We start from the raw sequence: 14,463 nt of genomic DNA, 5'->3' as shown, positions 1-14,463 counted from the left end.
AGCGGCATACTTGCCTATGCCCAAGAAGGCATTGCCTTAACCAGTCCACAAAACATTCAACTCTCCACCGGCAACAGCGTTACTTTAACCAGTGAAAACCAAACTGACATTGCCGCCTTAAAAAATCTTACCCTCTCATCGGGCGAAGCGATGGGCTTATTTGCCCACAAATCAGGCATGAAACTCTTTGCCAACCAAGGCGATATTGAAGTGCAAGCCCAAAACGCCAACCTCAACATGGCCGCCAAGCAGGATATAAAAATTGACAGTGTCGATGGTGAGCTCACTGTCACCGCAAGCGAACAGCTTACGTTAATGTGTGGCGGTTCATATATAAAAATCAGCAGTGAAGGCATTGAACTGGGCACGCAGGATAATATCTATCTTAAGTGTAATGTCATGCAGAAAATGGGAACAGCACAAAAAAATATTCAAAACGAATTACCGTCCATTTGTAAGGGGGTACAACAAGACAGTGCTGAAAAACATGCCATCATTGTGGAAAGAAAGTAATGATTAAAACCATATTAGACGAAGAAATAAATCACGTTATTGCTAAGCAAATTCAGCAACTGGGTAAAATGTATTTATTAGTTGATCCCCAAATCAACGATAATTTTTTCTTCGATAATTATTTCGAATTTGAAACAATCGTACCGATTCGTGATAGGCAAGATACCGTATCACAAGATCATGAATGCTTGCAGCTCTGTGCCATACCTAAACAAGCAACCTATATCAAACAGCTTATTATCGAAATAAAAAATAAAAAATCGGCAGCGATAGCGCTTATTGCTTCACCTTATTCGATTAAATATATACAAAATCACCTTAGTAATGCGATGTTGATGTCATACAATGGAAACAACTATCTTTTACGGTTTTATGATCCACAGGTTTTAAAACATTTAATTGAAATATTGGATCAAGAGCAATTAAATAACCTATTAGGTTGTATTGAATATTGGAATTACTGGCAAGATAGCTACACCCAATTGCATCATAAACCTAAATTAATCTTATCGGATATCAAATATAAGCTATCACCCAAACAATGGCAAAAAATCAAAATAGCACAAGTTTACAACGCTTATGAATATCAGCTAGTCAAACAACAACAAAAACCTTTATCCAACACAGAGCAACGTACATTAAAAAAACTATTAGATTGGACATATAAAGTAACATTTTATCGACCTAACCAACAAAAAATGGACGTGATTATTCATTATGCAATGGCACAACCTGAGCAATTTTTCAGACAAATTAATGATGATTTATTATTTGAATTAATGACAAACCAAAACATCAATCAACTTGAACAATATTTAAAGAATTTAGATTAGGAATAAAACATGACAAATCTGGAAAGCTTAGTTAGTTTAATATTAGCAGCAAAAATCAAGCAAAACGATTCAGGCAAACGATGCCCCAAATGTCAAGAAAAGGAAGGCGACTTAATTGTACTGCCAACTCGCTTATCAATTTCTGGCTTTATGGGTAAAAACAAAACACTTAAACATAATCTTAAAGCAGACGTTGAACTGCCGCCTTTACCTGATTTTGCTCAACAAATGGTATCGAATTTGCCATTGGAACACTCAAAATATTGCGTACAAATGTTAAGGCAAGGCTATTTATATGTTCTTGAAGATCGAAATAACGGCGAAAAAAAATGGCGTGCTTTTACCTCAAGCCCGACGGGTTGCTTAGTAGAATATAACGATATAAACAAAGTACCAAATACGCCACCAACCTATAACTGTAACATTGCCACAGACGGGGCTGATGCTTCTTACATCAGCTTCAAAAATAGTAAAGAAATCTTTAAAATTCATTTTTTATTCAGTCCTAACAAAATAACCAATAAGCGGTTAGAATTTTACCAAACCACGCCTGAATTTGAACTAAATGGTATAACGCCAGAACAAATCCGAAGTGGTCAAAAATCCATAAAAGACGACGACCTACTATCCAATATTTTAGAGTTATCAGCGGCGATGAAAATAGCCGAACAAGAATCGTTTTTACATAGCAAAAGTCCCTATGATTTTAGAACAGGCGAACGAGACTATGCACACCAACAATTACAGGTAATACACTATATTTACACGCAACGCACCTTTTTTTATGATAAAGACATCATGCAATACTATTTTCGTTATTTATCGCTCTATAAAAAATTAAAAGAGCGCCAAGGTGCAGCTATTGTAGTGCATGATGCTATCGGCATAACTCAAAGTTTAAATAAACGCCGTCATCAAGCCCTTGAAAAAGTAATGAAACCATGGATGGAATACGAAGATGCAGAAGGCATATCCAACGAACACCGTTTAATCATTTTAAGGCAACTATTAGGGTTTAAAGAATCCTTTCATCAACACCGAATCAAGCAGTTAATCAAGCAAGTTAAACACTGGGAAAAGTATTCAAACTGGGGCGATGATAAAATCATGATTCCTTCTATTCGCGATATGGCAAAAAGCAAAAGAAGAGAACTTTTTCAAAAAGTCGAAGAAGGATTAATAGAGCAACAAACTGAAAAACTATCTAAAGAAGAGTTTAAAAAATTTTATTGGGATCGGCTATCACAAGAAAAATTGGACAAATTTGAAAAAGAATTTAATGAGCTCAGTCAAGATGTAGAAGAACTGGCAGAAAAGCGAACCGATGATTACATAAAATGGTTAAAATCGAGCCAGCTAATTGCTGCATTAGATTTATATGACCAGACACAAACCATAGATGGCATTATGTTTCAATTACAAATGAGCATTTGCCTATGTGGAGTAAACAGTTCAGAAAAAGTTAGGCAAATTATGGATAAATGGTGGCTTGAACCTCAAATAACCCAAGCCAATTTATGTATGCGCACCTATCTTTTTAACAACAAAAATTTAATTGACAAAATTAACGAATATCTCGATATTCAACAAAAAATCGCAATCAACGAATCGAGTGATGATAACAGACAAATACCTGATGTAGATAAAGCCATTAGCTTACTAAACACACTGACAGATCATGTTAATCAAACCGGTCCAGTGATAGAAAGTATGGCAGCGCGCGGCTTTCCAATTGCACTGTTATCGGTGACCTTTGCCGATTTAGTTAGAAGTTTTTTAAGGGTAACCACCCAAAGATTTAACCAAACGATTCAAAACCGTTTAGGCAATCTAATTTTTGCAGGCATTAGAACAAAAGCGCTTGAAATGTATGAATCAGGCTATAGTATTAATGGACATACATTTAGAGCCACACCCAGACGGGGTGCTCCGCAAATAACACGTGTTGCTCGTAACAATTTTACCAATACCGATTTAGTTAATACCAAAATCGCCATGATGGTATTTGCATTTACTGGCTACGAATCCGCTAAAAAATTAATCAATGGTCAAAACAACCCACGTGAAGTTGCCGAATTAACCGCATCATTGATGACAAGCACCGCCGCAGGAGTGCAAATATTAACCAGCGCAATACAAAGCTGTATCGAAAACAACCCAAACTCAAGAACCGCCGCGGTCACCTATACTGCATTTGGACGATACTTTTTATGGTCAGCAAGTTTATCGTTGATTGCAGGGGGGATATCGGGGGTATTGGATTTTACAGATGCTAATAAAGCTAATAAAGAAAAAAATAAAGTTATAGCTTTTGCTTATTTTGCTAGAGGTCTTGCAACCATAGCGCTAAGCATTTCCCAATTTGTGGTTGTTTTAGGCACATTAGTGCCATGGCTAGAGAATATTATCACAACAAGTATAGAGCGCACCATTTGGGTAAGTTTAGCCGAAGTGGGTTTAACCATTGGTCGATTTGCTATTGGCGCTCAAGCTGCAGCTTGGCTGGCTAGGATTATTTTTTACGCCTCAGTAATTGTTGTTATAGTTGGTGTTTGTTTAATTATTATTGATGATAACGCCATGCAAAAATGGTTTGACCGCTGCTGTTTTAGTAATAAACTTGAACGTAAAAAATTTGCTAACTTAGGCGAAGAATTAATCGATTGGCATCAAGCACTACAGGAGACCTTTTAATATGTACGTTGGTGAATTTTTATTGTGGTTTGGTAGCGCCATAAAAGCCGAAACCCGCAAAAAATTAAAAATGGGCTATACCAGTGGCGATATGACGCTAAAAGAAGTCCAAAAAAACTACACTCAAGAATCCGTCAGTAATAACCCCAGACCAATAGGACCTTACTACGCCTATAACGATCGCTATTTAGAGATCCGTGGCGGCATGTTTGAAAATTTTCGGGGGATTTTGACTTGGATTAGTTTACTTATATTTTTGATTCCTTATGTTAGCTGGAATTTAGGATTTGAAATAGCTTTAAATATATATAATTATGAAGATGACGGTATTATATCTGGGATATTTTTTATAACAATATACATAATTATTACTGTAATTTTATCCTACTTATTGATTCGCTATTTCCGCTATATTTATCGTTTTGAGCTGTTTACCATCCGTCATATTCGGGTACGGTTTAATCGAATTACAAAGCAAGTATATATTCAACGCCCTAAATATTGCGGTGGCACGGTGGTATTTAAATGGGAACATATTATGCCCGCTAACTTTGGCGAAACCGGGTCAGACATGGGGGGCACTAATATGGTCAATCTAATAACCTTTCATCCTTATAAAACCGGCTTTCCGGTTGCTCAATCCGTCGGCATTGGCAAAAATACTTATCATGCCCAAGATTATAAAGACGAATGGGAATTTATCCGCCGGTATATGGAGCACGGACCCGAAAACTTGCCAAAACCACGCCTAAGCACCCATTTACCCATGCCCTTTCATGGTTTTGAAGGACATGTAAAGCCCATGATCCATGCTGCTAAAAATGCACCAACTGCATGGGTGTATTTACTGCTTATCCCCGTATTTTTAATCTTACTCCCTTTTTATACCGTGGGTTACTTTATTTCGGAATGCCTATGCTGGCAACCGCGATGGCCAAAAGTTATACGCCAAGCAGGTCAAATGGGCAAACCGATCCCGAAAGAAACCACTTTAGCGGACTACCCCCCTAAAGTACAACAAGCCCTATTAGATAGCCGTTTGCAATGGTGTGTGCGTGACGAAAAAACAGGAAAGTTAGTTGATTATGGAAATTCATAATATAAAAACACGTTTTAAAACAATATTTAAAATAATATTTAAAACAATAACAACAGGATATAAAATCGATGTACGTTGGTGAATTTTTATTGTGGTTTGGTAGTGCTATAAAAGCCGAAACCCGCAAAAAATTAAAAATGGGCTATACCAGTGGCGATATGACGCTAAAAGAAGTCCAAAAAAACTACACTCAAGAATCCGTCAGTAATAACCCCAGACCAATAGGACCTTACTACGCCTATAACGATCGCTATTTAGAGATCCGTGGCGGCATGTTTGAAAATTTTCGGGGGATTCTCTCTTGGATATCATTACTTATTTTTTTGATTCCTTGTTTTAGTGGATACTTGGGATTAAACACTCTACTGAAATTATATAATCACGAACGTGATAATATAATTTCAGGTATATTTTCAATTACATTTCACTCAATTATAGTTATTTTATTAACCTATTTATGTATCCGCTATTTCCGCTATATTTACCGATTTGAACTATTTACCATCCGCCATATTCGAGTACGGTTTAATCGAGTCACAAGGCAAGTGTATATTCAACGCCCTAAATATTGTGGTGGCACGGTGGTATTTAAGTGGGAACATATTATGCCCGCCAACTTTGGCGAGACTGGCTCGGATATGGGGGGGACTAATGTCGTTAACTTGTTTACTTTTCACCCTTATAAAACTGGCTTTCCGGTTGCTCAATCGGTCGGCATTGGCAAAAACACCTATAACCCTCAAGACTATAAAGACGAATGGGAATTTATTCGCCGGTATATGGAGCACGGACCCGAAAACTTGCCAAAACCACGCCTAAGCACCCATTTACCCATGCCCTTTCATGGCTTTGAAGGGCATATCAAACCCATGATTCATGCCTTAAAAAATGCCCCAACCGCATGGGTATATTTACTGCTTGTTCCTGTATTTTTAATTTTATTACCGTTTTACACGGTGGGGTACTTTATTTCGGAATGCCTATGCTGGCAACCTCGATGGTCGAAAATAATACGCCAAGCAGGTCAAATGGGCAAACCGATCCCGAAAGAAACCACCTTAGCTGACTATCCCCCAAACATACAGCAAGCTCTATTAGATAGCCGTTTGCAATGGTGTGTGCGTGACGAAAAAACAGGAAAGTTCGTTGATTATGGAAATTCATAACATAAAAACACTTTTTAAAATAATAACAACAGGATTTAAAATCAATGTACGTTGGTGAATTTTTATTATGGTTTGGTAGTGCTATAAAAGCCGAAACTCGCAAAAAATTAAAAATGGGCTATACCAGTGGCGATATGACGCTAAAAGAAGTCCAAAAAAACTACACTCAAGAATCCGTCAGTAATAACCCCAGACCAATAGGACCTTACTACGCCTATAACGATCGCTATTTAGAGATCCGTGGCGGCATGTTTGAAAATTTTCGGGGGATTTTGACTTGGATTAGTTTACTTATTTTTTGGGTTATTTATTCTAGTTGGGATTTAGGATTTGGAATAGCTTTAGACTTATATAATCATAAAAGTGATAATATTGGTTCAGGAATATTCGCAATAATCTTTTTTTCAACTATCTTTTTAATACTTACCTATTTATGTATCCGTTATTTCCGCTATATTTACCGGTTTGAACTTTTCACTGTTCGTCATATTCGGGTACGATTTAATCGAGTCACAAGGCAAGTATATATTCAGCGCCCTAAATATTGCGGTGGCACGGTGGTATTTAAATGGGAACATATTATGCCGTCCAACTTTGGCGAAACCGGCTCAGACATGGGGGGGACTAATGTCGTTAACTTGTTTACTTTTCACCCTTATAAAACTGGCTTTCCGGTTGCTCAATCGGTCGGCATTGGCAAAAACACCTATAACCCTCAAGACTATAAAGACGAATGGGAATTTATTCGCCGGTATATGGAGCACGGCCCCGAAAACTTGCCAAAACCACGCCTAAGCACCCATTTACCCATGCCTTTTCATGGCTTTGAGGGGCATATAAAGCCCATGATTCATGCAGCTAAAAATGCACCAACCGCATGGGTGTATTTACTGCTTATTCCTGTATTTTTAATTTTATTACCGTTTTACACGGTGGGGTACTTTATTTCGGAATGCCTATGCTGGCAACCTCGATGGTCGAAAGTAATACGCCAAGCAGGTCAAATGGGCAAACCCACCCCAAAAGAAACCACTTTAGCGGACTACCCCCCTAAAGTACAACAAGCCCTATTAGATAGCCGTTTGGAATGGTGTGTGCGTGACGAAAAAACAGGAAAGTTAGTTGATTATGGAAATTCATAATATAAAAACACGTTTTAAAACAATAACAACAGGATATAAAATCGATGTACGTTGGTGAATTTTTATTGTGGTTTGGTAGCGCCATAAAAGCCGAAACCCGCAAAAAATTAAAAATGGGCTATACCAGTGGCGATATGACGCTAAAAGAAGTCCAAAAAAACTACACTCAAGAATCCGTCAGTAATAACCCCAGACCAATAGGACCTTACTACGCCTATAACGATCGCTATTTAGAGATCCGTGGCGGCATGTTTGAAAATTTTCGGGGGATTTTGACTTGGATTAGTTTGCTTATATTTTTGATTCCTTTGAGTTCAAGTTATAATTCTATTTACAGCTTTATAGTGTTATATAATAATGAAACCGACAAAGTGACAGGATATGTCATAGCTATTATATTTTTTTCAATTATTTTTTTAATTTCAACTTATTTATGTATCCGCTATTTCCGTTATATTTACCGATTTGAACTATTTACCATCCGTCATATTCGGGTACGGTTTAATCGAATTACAAAGCAAGTATATATTCAACGCCCTAAATATTGCGGTGGCACGGTGGTATTTAAATGGGAACATATTATGCCCGCTAACTTTGGCGAAACCGGGTCAGACATGGGGGGCACTAATATGGTCAATCTAATAACCTTTCATCCTTATAAAACCGGCTTTCCGGTTGCTCAATCCGTCGGCATTGGCAAAAATACTTATAATGCCCAAGATTATAAAGACGAATGGGAATTTATCCGCCGGTATATGGAGCACGGACCCGAAAACTTGCCAAAACCACGCCTAAGCACCCATTTACCCATGCCCTTTCATGGCTTTGAAGGGCATATCAAACCCATGATTCATGCCTTAAAAAATGCCCCAACGGCATGGGTGTATTTACTGCTTATTCCTGTATTTTTAGTTTTATTACCGTTTTACACGGTGGGGTACTTTATTTCGGAATGCCTATGCTGGCAACCTCGATGGTCGAAAGTTATACGCCAAGCAGGTAAAGTGGGCAAACCGATCCCGAAAGAAACCACTTTAGCGGACTACCCCCCTAAAGTACAACAAGCCCTATTAGATAGCCGTTTGGAATGGAGCGTGCGTGACGAAAAAACAGGAAAGTTCGTTGATTATGGAAATTCATAAAAATTAAATGTGGTTTTAACATTCGGTATTTTAATAGTATGTTTTATTCTGGCACAGTTATGGGCGGTATCTTAATTAAGTGCCATACAAAGCGCTGACAACGAAAGAAGCTAGCCTTTCAAACACGAACAATGCCTAAAAACAGAACAAAAGCGGAAGAGTCTGTCACCACTCCGCCACTTTGTTTCTGGCACCTGCGTAGGGATTGTAAAAAGGGGTCATCAATACCCTTTGCTCAAACGTTACCACAAAATTAATTGTATTTCGCAAAAGATAAAAATATCCCAAATCCTAACTGCACTGAAAAATTTAAAGCTTGCTGCATCAAATCGTTGCTATTTTAAAATGACTCTAACTAATGCTGTTTAGAGTTTATCTGTATATATACAATACGCTTAATTATTAAAGTGACGATTAATTCAAAATCCAATATTCTGCCGTTTACTACAGCAGAATATATGTAGGGTTATTTTTTAACAAAATTATCAATTAATAAATTAACAACGTCCCCCATTTTGCCTGTTAATGAAGCTTTAACACTATAAAGTGCCATGCCCATAACTTGTGATCTTTGAATTTCAGGTGGCATAACAAGTTCATTAGCACTGGTTTTTACATCCAATAATGCAGGACCAGGGTGAGCTAGAAATGATTGCATAGCAGCTTCAAGCAAGTCTGAATCATCAACACTAATTGCAAATAAGCCCATCGATTCTGCTACTTTAGCAAAGTTAGGATTTTGTAAATGAGTATAATGATCTACAATCCCTTCGACTTTTTGTTCTAATTCAACAAAATTAAGTGAACCATTATTTAGCACAATGATTTTTATTGGTAATTTTTCTTGAATTGTGGTTAATAAATCCCCTAACAACATGCTAATACCACCATCACCTGATAAAGTAATCACTTGTCGTTCAGGAAAAGCCTTTTGTACGCCTAAGGCCTGTGGCATCGCATTTGCCATGGTTCCGTGTTTTAAACTAATGACTGTTCGCCTTTTTCCGTTGGTTTTGAAATGGCGACAAGCCCAAACCATAGCAGATCCGACATCGGCACAAAGGACTGCATCATTCGTTGCGTATTTATCTACAAGTTCAGTTAAATATTGGGGATGAATAGTAGACTTTGAAGGCATCGCTTTTCTATTCAATTTATTCATGGCATTGTCATATAATGACAGGCATGTTTCTAAAAATTTTGTATCATTTTTTTCCTTAATTAATGGAAATAATGCAGCTAAAGTCGACTTGCTACTACCGACAACACCAATATTAACTGGATGGCGTCGTCCAAGGTGCGTTGCGTCAATATCAATTTGGATAATTGTAGCGTTATTGGGATAAAATTGTGACCATGCAAAATCGACACCTAACATTAAAAGTACATCACACTTTTTTATCGCCATATTGCCAGATTCTACGCCAAATATCCCTGTCATACCGACATTATAAGGGTTGTCATATTCCACAAAATCTTTCCCACGAGAGGTATGCACAATAGGCGATTTTAATTTTTCGGCAAGCGCTATAAGTTCATTATGGGCATCATGCACGCCTTGTCCGGCAAAAATAGCTATTTTTGTGTTTTTATTTAAGATATCGGCAATTTCCATTAACTCTTGATCTGATGGACGTATAATTGGTTTAGGATGATAAATTCTATAACCGCTGTTATCCTCAACCTTTTCTAAACTAATATTATAAGGAATCACTAACACCGCTACACCACGTTGATTAATCGCTGCTTGAATTGCGGCAGTGGTAATTTGCCTTGCCTGAGTTGGGTCATTAATTTGGCGGCAAAATACCGAACAATTTTTATAGATCGATTCAAAATCCACTTCTTGTGGAAAATCTGTCCCTTGTTGCGAGGTCACAAGTTGGCTTGCTAACAAAATAACCGGAGATTTATTACGCTGTGCTTCATAGATACCATTAATAAAATGTAAACTACCTGGTCCGCAAGAACCAGCACATGCCGTTATTTGATTAGTCAAATACGCCTCTGCTCCTGCTGCAAAAGCCCCGACTTCTTCATGACGAACATGAATCCATTGAATATCACTTTTTTTAATTGCTGAAGTAATATGATTTAATGTATCGCCGACTATACCATAACAATGTTTAACACCTGCTTCAGTCAAAACATCAACTATAATTTGTGCAACAGATTTTTTTGATAACATATTGCCTCCTGACTATAATTAATTTATCGAATATTTATATTGGTTAAATTACACTTAACTTTTAATAAAGCGAATAGATTATAAAAAAACAGCAGGAAATGTTAAAAATATAAGTATAGTAAGGGTTTTCCCAAAATAAACTTTTATGAAGACTATTCCCTATTCTAATAAACCAAGCTATTATGAACAAAATCCAAACAATCTCATAGAGCTGCTTTTGTGAAAAATTTGTCATATTGGCATGATTTATTGATATCAATGACTGCACTTTTACCCAATTATTTTATTGAATATTATCGCTTAATTACTGTTTGCTTATTGTTATTAATAGCCATTTTTATGTTTTCATTCAGTAAATTAAGAATGGATATTATTTCATTACTTACAATTACTGTTATCATCATAACTGGCGTGTTAACACCTGCCGAAGCATTATCAGGATTTAGCGATCCTAATATCATTTTAATTGCTTTGTTATTTGTTATTGGTGAAAGCCTAGTTAGAACGGGTGTTTCATATAAAATGAGTGAATATATATTAAAAGTAGCCGGCAAAAATGATATTCGAATTGTTATTTGTATTATGTTAGGCGTTGCTTTGCTTGGATCAATAATGAGTTCGACTGGCGTTGTTGCAATTTTTATTCCTGTCGCTATTAGTATTTCTAATCATACCGGTATTCATGTAAAAAAATTAATGATGCCACTTTGTATCGCTGCATTAATCAGCGGTATGATGACTTTAGTTGCCACTGCACCAAATCTAGTTGTTAATAGTGAACTTAGTCGTGCGAATTTAACAGAATTTGGTTTTTTCTCTATTACACCAATTGGCTTAGGTGTTTTAGTTGTAGGCGTTTTTTATTGTATATTTACACGTAATTGGCTGCTTACTGCAGATCAAGTTATGCCAACAAATACCCAACCACAAAGACGAAAAATCACCGATTTAATTCGAGATTATAAATTAATTGGTCGTGCACATCGAGCACAAATATTAGCTGGTTCACCTTTTGTAGGACGTACAATCGATAGTTTGCATTTACGCAGTGAACATGGTGTAAATGTAATAGGTATTGAACGTTGGCGTAAATTCCATAAGGTTTTGATACCAGTTAATGGTTCAACTGAATTTCGTGAGAATGATATTTTATTATTAGATATGTCACATTCGGAAGCTGATTACCGTACTTTTTTAACCATCAATAACCTAGAGCCCAAAATACTGCGTGGTGAGTATTTTTCAGAACAAGTAAAACAAGTCGGCATGGCCGAAGTCGCCCTACTACCCGAATCAACACTCTGCGGCAAAACACTCAACGAAATTGATTTTAGAGGAAAGTATTTCTTAACTGTCATTGGAATATGGCGTAATCATGCGCCTGTTGAGACAAGTAACTTATTCCAAGAGCGTTTAGAAATGAGCGATACTTTATTAGTGTGTGGTGATTGGGGATCAATTCAAAAATTACAAACTCGTACCAGTGATTTTGTGGTATTGGACTATCCTTCGGATATCGACGATGTTGCACCCGCAAGTGCACAAGCGCCTGCAGCGTTAATTAATCTGGCTATTATGATTATTTTAATGGTAACAGGTATTGTACCGAATGTGGTTGCAGCACTAATCGCCTGTTTATTAATGGGGGCAACGCGCTGTATTGATATGACTAATGCTTATAAGTCAATACATTGGCCTACTTTAATTTTAATTATTGGTATGATGCCATTTGCGGTGGCATTAAATAAAACAGGGGGAATCTCATTAATATCTGCTTGGTTAGAGATCCATTTACATTCCTTTGGACCTTATATGGTGCTGACATTTATTTTTTTATTATGTTCAACTGTTGGGTTATTTATTTCAAATACAGCAACCGCAATTTTAATTGCTCCAATCGCTATTGATTTAGCTGTAAAATTTGGCTATTCACCGTATCCTTTTGCCATGACAGTAGCTATTGCTACGTCCGCCTCATTTATTACACCTGTATCATCACCAATAAAAACCATGGTGGTTGCACCTGGTGGTTATAGTTTTAGTGACTTTGTAAAAGTTGGTGTGCCATTAACATTTTTAGTAATGGCTGTAGACATTGCTTTAGTACCAATATTTTTTCCATTTTAAGGTGTATTAAGGCAAAGGTTTATTTTATTGTTAATAATAAAACGTGTTAATAAGATAATTACATTTATAAAATCAGTCTATTAATCAATAATAATAGATAGCAAAATTTATACTTGCTAAAAATTGAAAAGATTAATTATCAGTGAATTTATACAAACAATTACGGCACTTATTGTTACTAAGCCGTGTTAATCAGCTTAGTAACATTTGTGAGTTTAATAGCTTAAATTTTGTGCCGAAGAGTAATTCGACAAATCGAATCTGGTAAGATCAGCGATAATACATTCATCAGCAATGATAGTATGATAATACAAAGATAACCTATTTTGAGCAGTAATTAATTTTGCATCCATTACCAATACGGTATGAAATTGCAGCAACAAATCCCCTAAGTCTGCAAAGAATGTATGATTAAAGGTAATTTGCGTTTTTAATTTCTCTATTTTCAGTTCAATATTTTATAGAGGCACTGATAACAAACTATAATGCTTACGATTTAAAGATTCCTAATAGAATTTTAGTTATAATAACCATGATTCTTTTGATTATGGATAAAATTTTATGCCACATCTGACTAAACCATTAAAGGTTATCTTTGCAGGAACACCTGATTTTGCAGCTACCCATTTAAAAGCATTGATAAATTCACACCACAATGTAATTGCTGTTTTTACTCAGCCCGATCGCCCTGCAGGTCGCGGTAATAAATTAACCGCAAGTCCCGTTAAGCAATTAGCTATTGAAAATAATCTGCCGATTTATCAACCGACAACACTTAGATCCGAAGAAATTCAAAGAACCATCGATAAACTTAATGCTGATATTATGATTGTTGTTGCTTATGGGCTTATTTTGCCTCAAGCTCTGCTTGATATGCCAAAACTAGGGTGTTTAAATGTGCATGGTTCATTACTACCTCGTTGGCGTGGTGCAGCACCAATTCAACGTGCTTGCTGGGCTGGGGATCAAGAAACAGGAATTACTATTATGCAAATGGATGCAGGGCTTGATACAGGCGATATGCTATATAAACTTGCTTGCCCAATTGAACCAAATGATACAAGCGCTTCATTGTATGACAAATTAGCAAAATTAGGATCACAAGGCTTACTCAATACATTAACGTTAATCAGTGAAGGAAAAATTCAACCAGAAAAGCAAGATGAAGCAAAAGCCACCTATGCTCAAAAGCTCTCTAAGCAAGAAGCCAAACTTGATTGGAATTTACCTGCCGAGCAACTTGAACGTTGTGTTCGTGCTTTTAATCCATGGCCAGTAAGTTATTTTGAAGTTAATAACGAATCAATAAAAGTATGGCAAGCCGAAGTGGTAAAAATATCACACAATAAACCAGCTGGTACTATTTTACAAGCCGATAAAAATGGGATTTGCATAGCAACAAGTAAAGATGCATTAAATATGACAAAACTCCAACCTGCAGGCAAAAAACCAATGTTACCCCAAGATTTATTAAACTCTCGCCAATCTTGGTTTAATATTGGCGAAAAACTTTAGCGCATATTAGACAATAAAGCCTAAATATTACAGGATATTTATTC

At 36.6% G+C, this 14,463-nt stretch carries 10 protein-coding genes; 9 read left to right on the top strand and 1 reads right to left on the bottom strand.

All coding sequences use genetic code 11. The annotated features are described in order from the left end of the window. The 7 genes from A9G34_RS06270 to A9G34_RS06240 form a co-directional block, all read left to right on the top strand. Positions 1-513 (top strand): DUF2345 domain-containing protein (locus A9G34_RS06270; RefSeq protein WP_141670362.1); only part of this gene is annotated, 513 nt, incomplete at its 5' end. Beyond that, positions 513-1,346 (top strand): DUF4123 domain-containing protein, encoded by an 834-nt coding sequence (locus A9G34_RS06265; protein WP_065569217.1) that lies wholly within the window; start codon positions 513-515, stop codon positions 1,344-1,346. The genes A9G34_RS06270 and A9G34_RS06265, both read left to right, overlap by 1 nt. 9 nt (positions 1,347-1,355) lie before the next feature. Beyond that, positions 1,356-4,040 carry a T6SS effector BTH_I2691 family protein gene (locus A9G34_RS06260; RefSeq protein ID WP_065569216.1) on the top strand — a complete coding sequence of 895 codons (2,685 nt, stop codon included), beginning with the start codon at positions 1,356-1,358 and terminating at the stop codon, positions 4,038-4,040. Position 4,041: 1 nt separating this feature from the next. Further along, a complete protein-coding gene (locus tag A9G34_RS06255) occupies positions 4,042-5,139 on the top strand; it encodes a DUF6708 domain-containing protein (RefSeq protein WP_065569215.1) in 1,098 nt (365 codons plus the stop codon). A gap of 68 nt (positions 5,140-5,207) precedes the next feature. Then, a complete protein-coding gene (locus A9G34_RS06250; protein ID WP_065569214.1) occupies positions 5,208-6,305 on the top strand; it encodes a DUF6708 domain-containing protein in 1,098 nt (365 codons plus the stop codon). A 44-nt stretch (positions 6,306-6,349) separates the two neighbouring features. Further along, positions 6,350-7,447: a DUF6708 domain-containing protein gene (locus A9G34_RS06245; protein ID WP_065569213.1), complete on the top strand. Its 1,098-nt coding sequence runs from the start codon at positions 6,350-6,352 to the stop codon at positions 7,445-7,447. A gap of 44 nt (positions 7,448-7,491) precedes the next feature. After that, complete coding sequence (locus A9G34_RS06240) at positions 7,492-8,589, top strand: DUF6708 domain-containing protein (RefSeq protein WP_065569212.1); 1,098 nt, start codon at positions 7,492-7,494, stop codon at positions 8,587-8,589. A gap of 466 nt (positions 8,590-9,055) precedes the next feature. On the opposite strand, the gene A9G34_RS06235 is transcribed toward A9G34_RS06240, so the two are convergent. Further along, on the bottom strand, positions 9,056-10,777 hold the full coding sequence (locus A9G34_RS06235; RefSeq protein WP_034948057.1) for a thiamine pyrophosphate-dependent enzyme: 1,722 nt from the start codon (positions 10,775-10,777) through the stop codon (positions 9,056-9,058). A gap of 258 nt (positions 10,778-11,035) precedes the next feature. On the opposite strand from A9G34_RS06235, the gene A9G34_RS06230 reads away from it, so the two are divergent. Together A9G34_RS06230 and fmt are read left to right on the top strand one after the other, a co-directional pair. After that, the gene (locus A9G34_RS06230; protein ID WP_051825440.1) at positions 11,036-12,904 is read left to right on the top strand and encodes an SLC13 family permease; all 1,869 of its coding nucleotides are present in this window, start codon (positions 11,036-11,038) and stop codon (positions 12,902-12,904) included. A 570-nt stretch (positions 12,905-13,474) separates the two neighbouring features. Next, positions 13,475-14,419, top strand: coding sequence for a methionyl-tRNA formyltransferase (fmt, locus tag A9G34_RS06225; protein WP_034948136.1), 945 nt, complete (start codon positions 13,475-13,477; stop codon positions 14,417-14,419). The last annotated feature ends 44 nt before the right edge of the window (positions 14,420-14,463 follow it).

Source organism: Gilliamella sp. Choc4-2, assembly GCF_001690355.1.
GTDB classification, from domain to species: domain Bacteria; phylum Pseudomonadota; class Gammaproteobacteria; order Enterobacterales; family Orbaceae; genus Gilliamella; species Gilliamella apicola_A.
Note: the sequence above shows the minus strand (reverse complement) of the source record. Positions and strands in the feature narration are given on the sequence as shown.